This is a genomic window from Cardiobacterium sp. Marseille-Q4385, assembly GCF_916618745.1.
GTDB lineage: Bacteria > Pseudomonadota > Gammaproteobacteria > Cardiobacteriales > Cardiobacteriaceae > Cardiobacterium.
The window spans coordinates 2,514,936-2,531,119 of the sequence record NZ_OU745373.1; the positions used below are offsets into that span (position 1 = coordinate 2,514,936).

12 protein-coding genes are annotated in these 16,184 nt (G+C 58.1%); 9 read left to right on the forward strand and 3 right to left on the reverse strand.

The genetic code is table 11. The annotated features are described in order from the left end of the window. Positions 1–74: 74 nt before the first annotated feature. The 6 genes from LG374_RS11960 (at position 75) to LG374_RS11985 (ending at position 6,901) form a co-directional block, all read left to right on the forward strand. Positions 75–902 carry a YwqG family protein gene (locus tag LG374_RS11960; RefSeq protein ID WP_225757908.1) on the forward strand — a complete coding sequence of 276 codons (828 nt, stop codon included), beginning with the start codon at positions 75–77 and terminating at the stop codon, positions 900–902. A gap of 97 nt (positions 903–999) precedes the next feature. After that, the gene (serA, locus tag LG374_RS11965) at positions 1,000–2,211 is read left to right on the forward strand and encodes a phosphoglycerate dehydrogenase (RefSeq protein WP_225757909.1); all 1,212 of its coding nucleotides are present in this window, start codon (positions 1,000–1,002) and stop codon (positions 2,209–2,211) included. Positions 2,212–2,281: 70 nt separating this feature from the next. Continuing rightward, on the forward strand, positions 2,282–4,357 hold the full coding sequence (locus LG374_RS11970) for an EAL domain-containing protein (RefSeq protein WP_225757910.1): 2,076 nt from the start codon (positions 2,282–2,284) through the stop codon (positions 4,355–4,357). Positions 4,358–4,414: 57 nt separating this feature from the next. Beyond that, the gene (locus LG374_RS11975; RefSeq protein WP_225757911.1) at positions 4,415–4,831 is read left to right on the forward strand and encodes a hypothetical protein; all 417 of its coding nucleotides are present in this window, start codon (positions 4,415–4,417) and stop codon (positions 4,829–4,831) included. A 14-nt stretch (positions 4,832–4,845) separates the two neighbouring features. Further along, positions 4,846–5,337, forward strand: coding sequence for an SMI1/KNR4 family protein (locus LG374_RS11980; protein WP_225757912.1), 492 nt, complete (start codon positions 4,846–4,848; stop codon positions 5,335–5,337). 31 nt (positions 5,338–5,368) lie between these two features. Further along, positions 5,369–6,901, forward strand: a complete 1,533-nt coding sequence (locus LG374_RS11985; RefSeq protein ID WP_225757913.1) for a DUF945 family protein — start codon at positions 5,369–5,371, stop codon at positions 6,899–6,901. Between the two features lie 492 nt (positions 6,902–7,393). On the opposite strand, the gene LG374_RS11990 is transcribed toward LG374_RS11985, so the two are convergent. From LG374_RS11990 to pckA, 3 genes are all read right to left on the reverse strand, one after another. Continuing rightward, positions 7,394–8,143, reverse strand: coding sequence for an MIP/aquaporin family protein (locus LG374_RS11990; protein ID WP_225757914.1), 750 nt, complete (start codon positions 8,141–8,143; stop codon positions 7,394–7,396). Between the two features lie 11 nt (positions 8,144–8,154). Continuing rightward, the gene (glpK, locus tag LG374_RS11995; protein ID WP_225757915.1) at positions 8,155–9,645 is read right to left on the reverse strand and encodes a glycerol kinase GlpK; all 1,491 of its coding nucleotides are present in this window, start codon (positions 9,643–9,645) and stop codon (positions 8,155–8,157) included. 294 nt (positions 9,646–9,939) lie between these two features. Beyond that, entirely contained in the window at positions 9,940–11,535 is a 1,596-nt protein-coding gene (gene pckA / locus LG374_RS12000; protein WP_225757916.1) for a phosphoenolpyruvate carboxykinase (ATP), read from the reverse strand. A gap of 421 nt (positions 11,536–11,956) precedes the next feature. Here pckA and LG374_RS12005 point away from each other — a divergent pair, with 421 nt between their 5' ends. Genes LG374_RS12005 through ileS form a run of 3 tightly spaced genes read left to right on the forward strand, consistent with a single transcriptional unit; the run spans position 11,957 to position 16,109 of the window. Beyond that, on the forward strand, positions 11,957–12,382 hold the full coding sequence (locus LG374_RS12005; protein WP_225757917.1) for a TIGR01244 family sulfur transferase: 426 nt from the start codon (positions 11,957–11,959) through the stop codon (positions 12,380–12,382). A gap of 24 nt (positions 12,383–12,406) precedes the next feature. Continuing rightward, entirely contained in the window at positions 12,407–13,342 is a 936-nt protein-coding gene (gene ribF / locus LG374_RS12010) for a riboflavin biosynthesis protein RibF (RefSeq protein WP_225757918.1), read from the forward strand. Then, positions 13,335–16,109 (forward strand): isoleucine--tRNA ligase, encoded by a 2,775-nt coding sequence (gene ileS, locus LG374_RS12015; protein WP_225757919.1) that lies wholly within the window; start codon positions 13,335–13,337, stop codon positions 16,107–16,109. Before ribF ends, ileS begins: the two co-directional genes overlap by 8 nt. Positions 16,110–16,184: the final 75 nt, after the last annotated feature.

Sequence of the window (16,184 nt, forward strand, 5' to 3'; positions counted from 1 at the left end):
AAACAGGCGCTGGACGCTTGTCCAATCCGCTATAATCCGCTTGTGTACCGTCATCCGAATCTCCGGAGGTGTTTATGACAAAGAGTGCACTGGAAGCGGAGCTGCTGCGCTGCGGGCTGCGCCGCTACTGGCAGGCGGCACAGGTGTATGTGCGCAACGCGGTCACGCTCACGGCACAGGTGGTAGAAGAGGTGCCCTTCGGCCGCTCGCATCTCGGCGGCGCGGCGGATTTGCCGCTTGACTGGGCATGGCCGATGCGTGGTGACACGCCGCTGTCGCTGGTCGCGCAGATCAATTTCGCCGATTGTCAGGGTTTCGATATGAATAGCGTGCTGCCGGAGCGCGGCATGCTCTATTTTTTCTACGACTGCGTGGATGGCGGCTGGGGGAGCGAGCCGCAAGACCGCGACGGTTTCCGCGTGTGGTTCTACGACGGCGACCGCGCTTTCCTGCTCAGGCGTTATGCGCCGGAAGGCTGGAATTTCTCGGCAGCGGCACTGCAATGCGGCAGACGCTGGGAAATCCCCGACCGCGAATGCTGGCTGATGCGTGATTACTGGTGGGAAGATTTCGAGAACGTTGCCTGGTGGGAGCGCTGGGACAAATTCACTGGCGAAAAACGGCACAAACTGCTCGGCCATTCCGACAATATTCAGGGAGCGATGGAGCTGCAATGCCAGCTTGCCAGTCACGGTATTCCCTACCGCGCGGCGACGGCGTCACAGCTGGAAGAAAGCTTCACGGCGGGTGCAGCAGATTGGCTGCTGCTGTTGCAGATTGACAGCGATGACCGCTGCGCCATGCACTGGCATGGCAATGGCCGCCTCTATGTGTGGATTCGCCGCCAGGATCTCGCCGCACGCGATTTCAGCCGCTGCTGGGTGGTTTTGCAGAGTGCCTGAGAGTCGCTCAAGCGGACGGGAGCGGGTTTGTCGCTGCACAGGCGGGAACGAGGGTCTATAATCCGCTTCAAGCTTCATTAAAAAACGGATACAAACCATGCCACACCAAGATACCCGCTTCCTGCTGCTGGAAGGCGTCCACCAAAATGCTGTTACTACCCTGAAACAGGCGGGATTTGCCCGCGTCGAACTGCTGCCGGGCGCGCTTGAAGGCGACGCGCTGGCAGACGCCCTGCAACGCGCCGACGTGGTCGGCATCCGCTCGCGTACACAGTTGAGCGATGCCGTATTGCAAACTGCGCCGCATTTGCAGGCCATCGGCTGTTTCTGCATCGGCACCAATCAGGTGGCATTGGAGCGCGCCCAGGCATTGGGCATTCCGGTGTTCAACGCGCCTTATTCCAACACGCGCTCGGTCGCCGAGCTGGTGATTGCCAACATTCTCTGTCTGCTGCGTGGCCTGACCTGGCGCAATCAGGGGGTACATGAAGGGCACTGGCCGAAGGATTCCAAAGCCAACGAGGCGCGTGGCAAGACGCTCGGCATCGTCGGTTACGGCAATATCGGCGCGCAGTTGTCGGTGCTGGCGGAAAGCCTGGGGATGCGCGTGCTGTTCTACGATTTCCGCCCGCGCCTGCCGCTGGGTAATGCCGAAGCGGCGCCGTCGCTGGATGCACTTCTCGCTCAAGCGGACATTGTCAGCCTGCATGTGCCGGAAACGCCGGCGACGCGCAACTTCATCAGCGCACGCGAACTGTACTTGATGAAGAAAGGGGCGATGCTGATCAATGTCTCGCGTGGGCGTTGCGTGGCGGCTGACGACCTCGCTGAAGCTATACAAAGCGGGCATCTCGCTGGCGCTGCGCTGGATGTGTTCCCGGTTGAGCCGAAATCTGCCGATGACGCCCTGGAATCACCGCTGCGCGGCCTCAAAAACGTTATTCTCACCCCGCATATCGGCGGCTCTACCATCGAAGCGCAGGCTAATATCGGCCTGGAAGTGGCGGGGCGCTTCATTCAGTATCTGAAAAATGGGGCGACCGTCGGCGCGGTGAATTTCCCCGAAGTATCGCTACCGCTGCGCGAAGACACGCACCGCCTGCTGCATATCCACGAAAACCGCCCCGGGGTGCTCTCCGCCGTCAACCGCCTCTTTGCCGAACACAACATCAATATCGCCGCACAAACGCTTTCTACCAAGGATAGTGTGGGCTATCTGGTAATGGACGTAGCGCATAGCGATTCGGAAGTCGCTCTGGAACAGCTGCAAGGCGTGGACGGCACCATCCGCAGCCGCCGCATTTATTAACCTTTGGCAAGGGACGCCGCTATAATGCGGCACTTTTTCACCTACGAAACCTCAAAAGGGAAGTCCAGTCATGGCAGAAACAGAAGAAACCGTAAAAGAATCCTGCTCGATCCTGATGATCAGCAAGGATATGGAATGGATGCTGGCATTTGGCAAAGGCGTGCAGCGTTTTTACCTCCTGAACGAACGTCGCGCAGAAACCCTGGAAACAGCGGAATCGCGCATGCTGGAAAGCCGCCCCGACCTCGTCATTCTCGCCGTGCAGGACGGCCTGCCGTCGATGGATAAACTGCGCCCCATCGTGCGGGAAAAAATGCATCCGCCGGTGCCGGTCATCGTTATTGACAGCAAACCGGAAGGGCTGGACCAATGGATCAAGCAGGGCGCTGAATACGCCTGCGCCCGCCGCGATTTATTAAGCGCCGTCAAGCACGTGCAGCAAATCATGCGTGCCGCCCGTTTCGACAGTGTCCTGCACGCGGTCGAAAAAAATGCCAAAGCCGTCGCTGACCGTTACGAACGTATCTATCACGATCTGCCCGACCCGGTCGCCTATGTGCAAGATGGTCTCTTTATCGACGCTAACCCCGCCTTCCTACGCACCTTCGGCGTCAAAAACCGCGCTGCCCTGGATGAATTGACCCTGATGAGCTTCGTGCCGCACAAAAGCGAAAAAGGGCTGAAACTGCTCTTGAAAAAGGCGACGGAAAAAGAAGTGGTGCCGAGCGAACGCTTTGAATTGCAGACCATCGACGGCGGCAAAGTGGACATGAACGTCAGCGTTTCCGGCATCATCATTGACGGCGAACCCGGCCTGCAAATGTATCTGCGCAGCACCGATGCGGGCGGCGGCAGCATCGGCACCGGTATTGATCCGACCACCGGTCTTGCCGGTCCCCGTGTCCTCGCCGCCTCCATCAAGCAGACGCAGGAACGCAGCGAAGCGAAAGCCGTGCTCGGCTACTGGGTCTATGCCTGGGTCGAAAACTACCGTGAACTCTGGCAGCGCGACGGTTACAAGGCAGCGGAAATCCTCATCGCCTCCGTGGTGGAAAATACCAAACGCCTTCTGCCGCCGAGCACGGAAATCGTCCGCTTCACCGATGACGGCCTGGCGCTGTGGCTTACCGGCAACAAAGAAGAAACCATCAAGCGGGTCAACGGCCTGATCACCCACCTGGACGAAGTGGTGCCGGAAAACATCGGCCGCCTCGTGCACCCGAAACTCTTTGCCGGCATCAACGAAATCACCACCGAAAGCACCTGGGAAGACCTCGTCAGTAAGGGCTTCCGCTCCGTGCGCAGCCTTGCCGCCAGCCAGAGCAGCGATCGCGTTGCCGAACCGATGAGCGGCGACATCTCGCGCAAAGACGAACGCCGCGTCAACGCCATCCAGAGCATCCTCGACGAACAGCGCATTCGTATCCTCTACCAGCCGATCAGCGCCCTGGAAGTCGATGGTGTGCCGCGTTATGCCGACCGCCTGCAAGTCTTGCAGGACGAAAGCGAAGGCAGTAACGCCGAGATTATGGAAGTCGACAAACTGATCCAGGTCGCCGAGCGTTTTGGCCTCGCGCGCCAGTTCGATCGCATCAAGATCAACACCATGTTGCAGGACATCCTCTCTTACAACGGCGACCAGCGCGCCCTGCAATGCTTCGTCTCACTCAGCACCGATACCCTGCTGGATGAAACCTTCCCGGACTGGATCGACAGCCAGCTGCGTGCAACCGGGATTGCGCCTGCGCAAATCGTCTTCGAACTGCGCCTCGATAACCTCGCCAGCGGCTTTACCGGTGCGATCCACATCATCAATAAAATGCGCCCGCAGGGCAGCCGCTTCGCGCTGACCGACATTGGTCGCCTCGACACCAACGTGCGCGAAATGCTGGAACGGGTCAAACCGGAAGTCATCAAACTCGATATGCGCGAAATCGACACCTTCGAAGACAAAGAAGAAGAAGACTTCATGAGAGAAATCAAGGCTTATGCGGAGGCGAACCACGCCATGCTCATTGCTGATCACATGGAATCGCCGGCACAGCTGTCGCGTGTCTGGCCGCACGATATCCAGTACATCCAGGGCGATGGCATCGTGCCGCCGATGGAAAAATTCGCCTTCGACTTCAACGAACCGCTGTTCTAAGCCAGCTTTCCCGCCGCTCCCCCGGCGGGAAAACTTTATCAACCGGCAGGAAAAAGCATGAAAAAAGCCCTGATTGCCGCACTGCTTCTTAGCGGCTGCGCCAGCACCGCCAACTACGAAGCATCTCTGCAACAATGGGTCGGGCGGCCGCTGGATGATCTCGTTCTCGCCTGGGGGCCGCCGCAAAGCAGCTATACCCTGCGGGACGGACGCCAAGTCGTCGAATACCTGCGTCAGCGCATCATCCACACCCCAGGCTTCACCTGGCACCACCCGCATACCATTTACCAAGAAGGGCGAACCTACAACGCCGACGGCAGTCCTAGCGGCGAGTACCACGGCAGCAGTACCATTTTCCTGCCAGAAGAAACGCCCGGCGACAGCCGCTACCTCGAATGCCGCACCCGCTTCATCGTGAGCCAACAGGGCGACATTCAGCAATGGAAGTGGGAAGGCAACGACTGCCGCAAATAACAGAACCGCGATCCATGGATATCCACGACCTTATCAACGAAATCAAGGCCGATCCGCGCTGCGAAGTCTATCCCGCCGAGCCGGATATCCCGCTGCCCGAAGCGGAATTGCCGCTCGACCTCGCCCGCTTCTATGCTGAAACCGACGGCATGCTCCTCTACAAAGACGATCCTGAGCAGCACATCGAAATCGTTGGCCGACGCGATTTCATCCCGACTAACCGCAGCCTTTATCCAGACGAATGGGCGGAAACGATTGGTGATATCCGTCGCCACTGGTACCTCATTGCTCGCGCTGCACAAGGGCAGTACATCAACATTGACCTTACCGAAGCACGACACGGCGAGTGCTACGACAACCGTCATAATGACCGCTACGCCCCGGCCATCGCACATAATTTCACCGAACTCCTCGCATTGCTTTACCACCGTCAGGGGGACATCTGGTACTGGCTATACAAAACCTACCGCCCGAACGGTGACCCGCACGATATGCCCCTCATCTGAACCCTATCCATCCACAAACCAAGGAAACCCCATGCAATACAAACTGCTCCTCAGCACCGCCATTACTGCTGCCCTGCTTGCCGCCTGTTCGGACGACAAGCCAGCGGAGAAAAAAAGCGAACCGGTCAAACTCGCTGCGGTCTCCACCGAGCAAATGGCGGACGAAGCCGAAGCGCGCTACAAAAGCAGCAGTGAAGCCATTGAAGATAGCGAATACCGTCGTGAAGGCAGCGGTGCGATTGCGACTATCACCCGTCCCCTGCCGCTGCAAGAAAGTGCAGAACCCGTCACCCTGACCGTTACTGACACCATCACCTATGGACAAGAACTACGCGACCAGGGCGTTATCGCACGCGTTGAGCGCCGTATTACCCCGCATGATGCCCTGGTTAGCACCATGAAAGCCCTGGCACCGGTGCCCGTAACGGATGAAAACATGGTCAACGGCATCGCCGGCCACCTGCAACTGCGCAACGACCTTCTTGCCGACAACAATATCCGCAGTACCTTCGCCGTTACCCCATTCCAGACTCAGGACGACGGTAACAGCTTTGATTTCAAGGGGATGCAATACGAAACATACTACAACGAAAAAAGCGCGGACATCTTTGATGGCCAGCTTAACGTCGAACCTATCACCATGACCAGCAGCGGTAAAGAAGGCAAAGGCGGTACCGCCACCCTCACTGCTTTCAAGGGCAACTGGGGTAACAAAGCCGACGGCAGCGCCTACCTCAGCGTCGATCCCATTAAAATCGAAGCTACCGATATCAACGGTCTGAGTGCGCTTGAAATCGCCGGTATCAAAGGCAGTGGCAGCGGGGTCGCCTACGACGATACTTTTGGTGCCTTCCTCGGTAAAGGCGACATCAGCATCAACAATATCCGCTACACCAACAATGGTCGCGTCACCAACATCGGCGACATTATCTTCGACCTCGATAACAACAAAACTGCTGCCGGTAACTACAACAGCACCTTCGGCCTCACCTTCAAACTTGACGGTGCCTCGCTGCAACAAAGCATCCCCATGCTGCCCGTCGCCCCAAAAAACCTGCGCCTGAACGTGACCGTCAACGATATCAGTGCCCGCGCCAACACCAACCTCAGCGAAGCGATGCAGCTGATTGGCGAACAGGCACAACAAGGCAGCAACAATATGCCGGCAGCGGCGCAGGACAAACTGAATGCCGCTCTCGCCGACCTCATCCGTGACAAAACCCGCCTCACTGCCGACCTCCTCGCTGAAACCGATAGCGGCAGCGCCAGCGTGAACGCGCACCTCGGTATCCGCAAAGACAGCAGCGACAGTGCCGAAACCTGGCAGGCGGCGCTGAATGAGGCCAAAGAAAACCCGGCCACCCTGCAAAACCTGCTGAAGAACAACCTTGACCTGAATATCGACGCCCGCATCAGCAAAAGCCTCACTGACAAAATCGGTTTAACCCCGATGATCGAAGGCCGAGGCGCGATGTTTGTCACCCTCAGCGACGGCGAATACCGCCTCAAAATTGAAAACAGCGACGGCAAAATCAAGCTGAACGGTATGCCGCTGCCATTCTGAATGCGCTAACGCATGACCCACGCTAAAACCCCGCATCAGCGGGGTTTTTAGTGTCGGGTGCCATGCGCGTGTGGAGGTCTCAATGCTTGTACATTTTGGCCATGTCGGTATCCAGCCACACGGTGAAGCGGTAGCGAATACCAGCCACATCACCACGCCCCAAATGATAGCGGTGCGCGGGAGCGGATCGGCTGCGTAATAGAGGAGGTACATGGCTTGGGCAATGCCGATGGTAATGCCGGTATATAGTTAAACATCTAAAAAATCGTAACAGCGTTGCGTCGCCTTGCCGTACTACCTGTACTGTCTGCGGCGACGCGCCTTGTTACGCTTTTTTATCTATTCAACTATAGATGGCGGCTTTCGCCCAAAGCGGGGACACTGCATAGAAAAGGATAAAGAGCGGGAAATTAGCCAGCATGGTCATGTGGCATGGATAAAGAAAATCCCGCCAACGTTGCCACAGGCGGGATGCATTCAGGCAGATCAGGTTCAGGCGGTTAGCCGTTGCAGCGTCTGGAAGACGACAGCGGCGAGAACGCCACCGGCGCAGGGGCCGAGAACGGGTACCCAGCTGTATGCCCAGTCGGGGTCGGTACGCAGCGGTACGCAGGCGAGCACGATACGCGGGCCAAGGTCCCGTGCCGGGTTGATGGCGTAACCGGTGGTTGCGCCGAGGCTGAGGCCGATGGCCCACACGGTGATGGCAACCGGCAGGGCACCGATGGAGCCGAGGCCGACCGGGGTGGCAGCAGTTTCGCCGGGCAGGGTGAGGCTCGCGCCGGCAATATAGAAGATAGTGAGCATGAGCACGAAGGTACCAACCAGCTCGTTAATGAAGTTGATCGGATAGTTACGCATGGCGGGGTAGGTGCAGAAGCAGGCGCGTTTGGCGTCTTCGTCAAGGGTGACGGCGAAGTGGTCAAGGTAGTGTATCCACACGAGCAGTGCGCCGATGATGGCACCGAGGAACTGGCCGCCGATGTAGGGGGCGACGAGATCCCAGCCGATGTTGCCGTTCACGGCAAAGGCGAGAGTAACGGCGGGGTTGATGTGCGCGCCGCTGCCAAGTGCGGTTGCAGCGATGACACCGACGTACACGGCGAATGCCCAAGCGGTGGTGATGACCATCCAGCCTGCCGGGCCGGATTTGGTGTTTTTCAGACAGCAGGCAGCGACGACGCCGTTACCGAGCAGGATGAGCAGCGCGGTGCCAATGGTTTCTGCAATAAAGATATTCATATTTAGGTCTCCTATTCTTCAATCCAGTTACGGGCGGCTTTCACCGCTTTGTGCCAATAGTGCAGCTTTTCTTTGACGCGTTCCGGCTCAAGCTGCGGGGTGAAAGTTCTATCGATTTTCCATTGTTTGCGGATGTTGTCGATATCCGCCCAGTAGCCGACGGCAAGCCCCGCGAGGTAGGCCGCGCCAAGGGCGGTGGTTTCGACAGTTTTCGGGCGAACGATGTTGAAGCCGAAAATATCCGCCTGGGTCTGCATGAGGTAGTCGCTCTTGCTCGCGCCGCCGTCCACGCGCAGTTCCCGGGTTTTTTCGCCGGCGTCCGCTTCCATTGCTTTCACGATGTCGTACACCTGGAAGGCAATACCTTCGAGGGTGGCACGGGCGATGTGGCCGTCGGTGGTGCCCCGCGTGATGCCGAAAATAGTGCCGCGCGCGTAGGAATCCCAGTAGGGCGCGCCGAGGCCGGTCAGCGCCGGGACGAAGTAAACACCGCCGTTGTCTTCAACTGTCTCGGCCAGCGTGTTGATGTCCGCCGAGGTGCGGATGATGCGCGCGCCGTCACGCAGCCATTGTATGGCTGCGCCACCGACGAAAACGCCACCTTCGAGGGCGTAGGTAGCTTTGTCGCCGATTTTCCAGGCGATGGTGGTGAGCAGATTGTTTTTACTGGTAACCGCCTGTTCGCCAGTGTTCATCAAGAGGAAGCAGCCGGTGCCGTAGGTGTTTTTCAGCATCCCTTTTTCGGTGCAGAGCTGGCCAAAGAGCGCCGCCTGCTGGTCACCTGCAATACCGGCAACGGGTACGGGGTGATCGAGGTAGCGGCTGGACACGGCGCCATAGACTTCGCTGCTGGCGCGTACGGCGGGCAGCATGCTGCGCGGGATATCGAAAAGGGCAAGCAGTTCGTCATCCCAGTCCAGGGTATGGATGTTGTAGAGCATGGTGCGGCTGGCGTTACTGGGGTCAGTGACGAAGGTTTCGCCCTTGGTCAGGTTCCAGATGAGCCAGGTATCTACCGTGCCGAAGCAGAGTTCGCCCGCTTCCGCCCGCTTGCGCGCGTTCTCAACGTTGTCGAGAATCCATTTGACTTTGGTGGCGGAAAAATAGGCGTCAATGATGAGGCCAGTCTTGCTGCGGATCCAGTCGCTACGGTCGCGCAAGGAGTCGCAGTATTTGGCGGTGCGGCGATCCTGCCAGACGATGGCGTTATGGACGGGTTCGCCGGTGGCACGATCCCAGACGATAGTAGTTTCACGCTGGTTGGTGACGCCGATAGCGGCGATGTCTTTCGCTTCCAGGCCGGATTTAGCCAGTGCTTCGGTCAGCACCGCGATTTGCGAGCCCCAAATTTCCTTGGCGTCGTGCTCAACCCAGCCTGGTTTGGGGAAGTATTGGGTAAACGGCTTTTGTGCGACGCTGATGGTCTCGCCGTGACGGTTGAAGATAATGGCGCGCGACGAAGTGGTACCTTGGTCAAGCGACATGATGAACTGGTTTTGCATACACATTCCTCATCAAGTGAATGGGGTGCTAAAAAATCCACAAAACGTGCGGTTTTTTTAACGCGGAAAATATAGTTTTTTTCACAGAATATGCGCAAGAGCAACAGCGTCCGTTTTTGTTATCTATTTGATGGATAATAGGTAATTTCTACGTCAGGGAGAGCAGGTCACAATTTTTATTGCAGGATTTATACGGAATTTTTATAACGATCGCATATATTCCATGTAGTGCAAGTTTTCTGCATATATAACGAAACACCGCCCAGAAGGACGGTGTTTCGTTGGTAAGACGTCTTAGCCTTTCGGCGCAGCGGCTTTGACTTCCGCGCTTGCGCCATCGGCGAACTGGACGAAGTTGTCGTTAAACATTTTCGCCAGTTTTTTCGCTTGGGCGTCATAGGCAGCTTTGTCTGCCCATGCGTTACGCGGCTTGAGGATTTCTGACGGCACGTTCGGGCATTCGGTGACGACGTCGAAGCCAAAGACCGGATCGGCCTCGGTCGGCATTTTTGCCAGTTCGCCGCTATTAATAGCGTCGATGATGGCGCGGCTGTATTTCAGCTTGATGCGTTCGCCGACGCCGTAGGCACCGCCTGCCCAGCCGGTGTTGATGAGCCAGACGTTGGTGTTGTGTTTTTTCATTTTTTCAGCCAAAAGTTCGGCGTATTTAGCCGGGTGCCAAACCATAAACGGTGCGCCGAAGCAGGCGGAGAAGGTGGCTTCCGGCTCGGTAACGCCAACTTCGGTACCAGCTACTTTCGCGGTGTAGCCGCTGATGAAGTGGTACATCGCTTGTGCCGGATTGAGGCGGGATACCGGCGGCAGGACGCCAAAGGCATCGCAGGTGAGGAAGACGATGTCAGTCGGCTGACCGGCTTTGCAGGGGATGCGCGCATTGCTGATGAATTCGATCGGGTAGCTGGCGCGGGTGTTGCTGGTCAGCGGGGTGTAGTCGTATTTCACTTCGTAGTGTTCGTCGTAAGCGACGTTTTCCAGCACGGTGCCGAATTTGATGGCGCCGAAGATTTCCGGTTCTTTTTCAGCGGAAAGGTCGATAACTTTGGCGTAGCAGCCGCCTTCGATGTTGAAGATGCCGTCTTCGGTCCAGACGTGTTCGTCGTCGCCGATGAGGTTGCGGTTCGGGTCGGCAGAGAGGGTGGTTTTGCCGGTGCCGGAGAGGCCAAAAAGCACGGCAGAGCGCTCACCGCCTTGTTCAGCGGTGGCGGAGCAGTGCATGGAGAGCTCGCCTTGTTTCGGCATGAGGTAGTTCATGATGGTGAACACGCCTTTTTTCATTTCGCCCGCGTATTCGGTGCCAAGGATGACCATGTCGCGTTCCTCAAAGGAGAGGGAGACGGAGGTGGTGCTGGTCACGCCGACAACGGTGCGGTCAGCCGGTTTATGCCCGGCGTTGAAGATGACGTAATCCGGTTCGCCGAAAGCGGCCAGTTCGGCATCGGTCGGGCGGATGAGCATGTTGTGCATGAAAAGCGCGTGATACGGGCGGGTGGTAATAACGCGGATTTTCAGGCGGTATTTTTCGTCCCAGCCGGCATAGCCGTCGAGGACGTATACGCTTTCAGCTTCATTGAGGAAACGTACAGCGCGGCTGCGGTTGGCAGCGTGGGATTCCGGCGGGAAAGGAATATTAATTTTGCCCCACCAGATGTCGTTTTCGGAGGCGGGGTTTTTCACGATGCGTTTATCTTTGGGTGAACGGCCGGTTTTTGCGCCGGAGAAGGCAATCAGTGCACCGGTGGAGGAAATTACGGATTCGTCGCCCGCTTGCAACGCTGCTTTGTAGAGCGCGGAAGGCGAGAGGTTACGGTAAGCCTGTTTGTGAATACCGTAGGAGGAAAGATCAAGGAAATTGGGGGTTTGGATTGCCATGGATGTTCACCTTAGTTGGATGGATGTTTACTTTCAGGCCGAAAACGTGTGTTTTTTCGTTTGTTGGCTGGGGAATTATAGCGGGATAACGCAGGTAAAAATAGTCATAACGATCGATATAGTAAAATTTTGCCGTTATTTTTGTTATGGTCGGCACGTAAATAGGAGATTTTGCGAAGTCTTCAAACGCCGTTGCTGCCGCTTAAACACGCAATTCAAGGCGCACCGTCGCAGACAGCTTCCTCGCAGCGCTCTTGCTGCTTGCTGCTGGACGTTTGGCGATGCTTCTCTTTGATTTCGTGACGCAGACGGCAGTATCCGTTGCGCGATAGCGATGGATTGATCGTGCAGTTTTTCTATCCTGACAGGCACCAGGCAAGGCGTTATCATCCCGTCTTCTTTTATATAACCGAGAAATCCCATGCAGCACCTGCACAATCATCTTTATATCAGCGAGCAAATCCAGCCCGGCGATCTTCCCGCCCTGCGCGCACAGGGCATCACGCAGATTATCTGCCACCGTCCCGACGGTGAAGGTACGTTGCAACCCGCGTTTGCCGACATCGCCGCTGCTGCTGCCGCAGAGGGCATCCGCACACTGCATCTGCCAGTAAAGGGCGGGTTGTTCCCGCCGGAAGTGATTGAAGCCACCCGCAAGGCGCTTGCAAGCGGTGAAACGACGCTGATGTTCTGCAAGAGCGGGATGCGCAGCACGCTCGCCTGGGCTCTGGGTGAAGCGGCAGCCGGTACGCCGGTTGATGAACTCGTCGCCCGCGCGGCTGTTTGCGGTTATGACCTGGAACCGCACCGCGCAATGCTGGTCGCGGCGGCAGGCAAGTCTTTATAATGCGCGCTTTTTGCGCGAGGCCCCATGCTCATTCACCGTTGGCAGCGTCATCCGGCGTTGCCGCATCCGGTCGCCCTTGCCATCGGTAATTTTGATGGCGTTCACCGTGGCCATCAGGCCATTTTGCGTACGCTCGCAGCGGAAGCAGCGGCGGATAATCTCAGCACCACCCTGCTCAGTTTTTTTCCGCATCCGAAGTCGCTGGTCAGCGGTGAACCGCCCGCACTGCTTACGCCGCTGCGTGATCGTGCCTACTGGCTCGCGCAGTGTGGTTTAGAACACTGGCTGCTGCTGTCGTTTACACACGCCCTGATGCGCAAGGAGCCGGAAGACTTTATCCGCGAGTATTTGCTACCGCTGCGGCTGCGTTTTTTGCTGGTGGGCGACGATTTCCGCTTCGGCTTTCGCGGGCGCGGTGATTTTGCCCTGCTGACGCGTTTTGCGGCTCAAGCGGGTTTCCGTTTGCAGGCTTTGCCGACGGTGCAGGCAGATGGCACACGCATTTCCAGTTCGCGAATTCGGGCAGCGCTGGCTGCGCATGACATCGCTCATGCCCGCGATCTGCTCGGTCACGATGTGACGTTTACCGGCAAGGTGCGGCACGGCGCGGGGCGCGGTCATGCACTCAGCACACCGACGGCCAATGTGCATTTGCCCGCTAACTGGTGCCTGCCGGACGGGGTGTATGTGGTGCAGGTGGCTATTGCTCCCGATGACGCGCGGCATTGGGGTGTCGCCAATGTCGGTACGACCCCGACGTTTGGCGGCAGGCAGCGCAAGCTGGAAGTGCATTTGCTTGACCATAGCGCCGCCCTCTATGGTGCAACGCTGCGCGTTCACATCCGCCATTTTTTGCGCAGCACCCGCCGCTTTGCCGACGCCGCCGCACTGCAAGCGCAAATCCGGCAGGATATCGCCGATACCCGATTTTTTATTCAACAGGAACAACAACATGGCTGACTATAAAGACACTCTGAATCTGCCCACTACCGATTTCCCGATGCGCGGCAATTTGCCGCAACGTGAGCCGGAAATCCTCGCGTTCTGGCAGGACAACGATATTTACGGCAAGCAGCGCGCGGCGTTCGCGGGCAGCCCGAAATTCATCCTGCACGACGGCCCACCCTACGCCAACGGTGCGATTCACGTCGGCCATGCCCTCAATAAAATCCTGAAAGATATCGTCACCAAATCGCGCCAGATGCTCGGTTTCGATTGCCCCTACGTCCCCGGCTGGGACTGCCACGGCCTGCCGATTGAGCAGAAGGTCGAGCAGAAAATCGGCAAGCCGGGCGCGAAGGTGAGTGCGACGGAATTCCGCGCTGCCTGCCGCAGTTATGCCGCAAGCCAGGTCGAGTTGCAAAAGGCCGATTTCATCCGCCTCGGCGTCTTTGGCGACTGGGCACACCCCTATCTCACCATGCAGCCGCAGACGGAAGCGGGCATCGTTCGCGCCCTGCGCGAGATTGTCGCCAATGGCCATGTGGTGCGTGGTTTCAAGCCGGTCAACTGGTGTCTGGACTGCCGCTCCTCGCTGGCCGAAGCAGAAGTTGAATACGAAGACAAAACCTCGGAATCCATTGACGTGCGCTTTGCCGTGCGCGAAACCGCCGACCTCGCCCGCCGCATGAATCTCGCCACTGCGCCTGACGCCGTGGATGTCATCATCTGGACCACCACACCGTGGACTCTGCCCGCGAACCTTGCCGTCGCCCTGCACCCCGAACTCGAATACGCCCTCATCCATGACGGCAGCCGCCACTTCATCATCGCCCAAGATCTCATCGACAGCGTGCGCGAGCGCTGGGGCGTGGAAACCCCGTGGCAAACGGTCGCCACCGCCAGCGGTAAAGCGCTGGATCGCCTCGTCCTGGCCCACCCCTTTATCGAGCGCGACAGTTTGCTCATCAACGGTGAGCACGTCACCCTCGATGCCGGTACCGGCAGCGTCCACAGTGCCCCCGCGCACGGTGTCGAAGACTTTGAAGTCTGCCGCCACTACGGTATCGGCGTGGATGTGAACCCCGTCCTTGCCGATGGCCGCTTTGCCGACGATACCCCCTATTTCGCTGGCGAAAACGTCTTCAAGGCCAACCCCAAAGTCGTCGAACTGCTCAAAGAAAAAGACCGCCTTGCCCACTATGCCCCCATCCGCCACAGCTATCCGCACTGCTGGCGACACCACAGCCCGACCATCTACCGTGCCACCGCACAATGGTTCATCAGCATGGACAAAAATGGCCTGCGCAAAACCGCGCTGGATGGCCTGCAAAACGTCCGTTTCACCCCCGAATGGGGTCGCAGCCGCCTGACCAACATGATCGCCACGCGCCCGGATTGGGGCATCACCCGCCAGCGCTATTGGGGTGTGCCGCTGTGCTTCGTGCAGCATAAAGACACCGGCGAACTGCATCCGGACATCCTCTCCATCATGGACAAAGCCGCTGCCGTCATCGCCAAAGACGGCATCGAAGCATGGTTTACCCTCGCCCTCGAAGACCTCATTCCCGCTACCGACTGCGATAAATACGAAAAACTCAATGACGTGCTGGATGTGTGGTTTGATTCCGGCAGCACCCACTACGCCGTCCTGCGCGGACGCGACGACATCGGCTACCCTGCCGACCTCTACCTCGAAGGCTCGGACCAACACCGCGGCTGGTTCCATTCCTCGCTGCTCACCGGCTGCGCCATCGACGGCAAACCGCCGTATCGCGGCCTCCTCACCCACGGCTTCACCGTGGACGAAAGCGGGCGGAAAATGAGCAAATCGCTGGGCAACGTCGTCGAGCCGCAAAAAGTCATCAACAGCCTTGGGGCAGACATCCTGCGACTCTGGGTATCCTCTGCCGATTACAGCGCCGAAGTCAGCCTCTCGGACAACATCCTCAAACAGCGCGCCGATGCCTACCGCCGCATCCGCAACACCTGCCGCTTCCTGCTCGCCAACCTGCACGACTTTGACCCCGCGCGCCACGCCGTGCCGCTGGAACAACTGTTGGCACTGGACCGCTACGCCCTCGCTCGCGCCAACGAACTGCACCGCAATATCATCACCGCTTACCAAAACTACGAGTTCCACCTCATCTACCAGCAACTCTTCAACTTCTGCGCGGTGGACATGGGCGGTTTCTACCTCGACATCATCAAAGACCGCCAATACACCGTCGCCACCGACAACATCGCTCGCCGCAGCGCGCAAACCGCCATCTGGCACATCCTCGAAGCGATGGTGCGCTGGCTCGCGCCGATCCTGAGCTACACCGCCGAAGAAATCTGGCGGCATATGCCGGGCGAACGCGCCGAATCCGTCTTCCTCACCCGTTTCTACGACGACCTCGCTGATTACGACCCGCAGTATGACGCTGCCTTCTGGGCGGAAATCATCCGCGTGCGTGAAGAAGTGAACACCGCACTGGAAGCCACGCGCAAAAACGGCGATATTGGCGGCTCGCTCGAAGCCGAACTCGACATCACCGCACCGGCGGCGACGCTTGCCACCCTTGAACGCCTCGAAGACGAACTGCGCTACGTGTACATCGTCTCCAAAGTCACCCTGCGTGCCGGCGACGCACTCGCGATCACCGTGAAAAAAGCACAGGGCGAAAAATGCGAACGCTGCTGGCACATCCTGCCAACCGTGAACCAGAACGCCGCCTACCCCGGCCTTTGCCCGCGCTGCATCGACAACGTCGCCCACGGCGGAGAACACCGGAAATACGTTTAATACAAAACCTGAAATCATCTGTCATAAGGCGGGCTTCGGCCCGCCATTACCATAACGTGCGACGGGACAAAACCC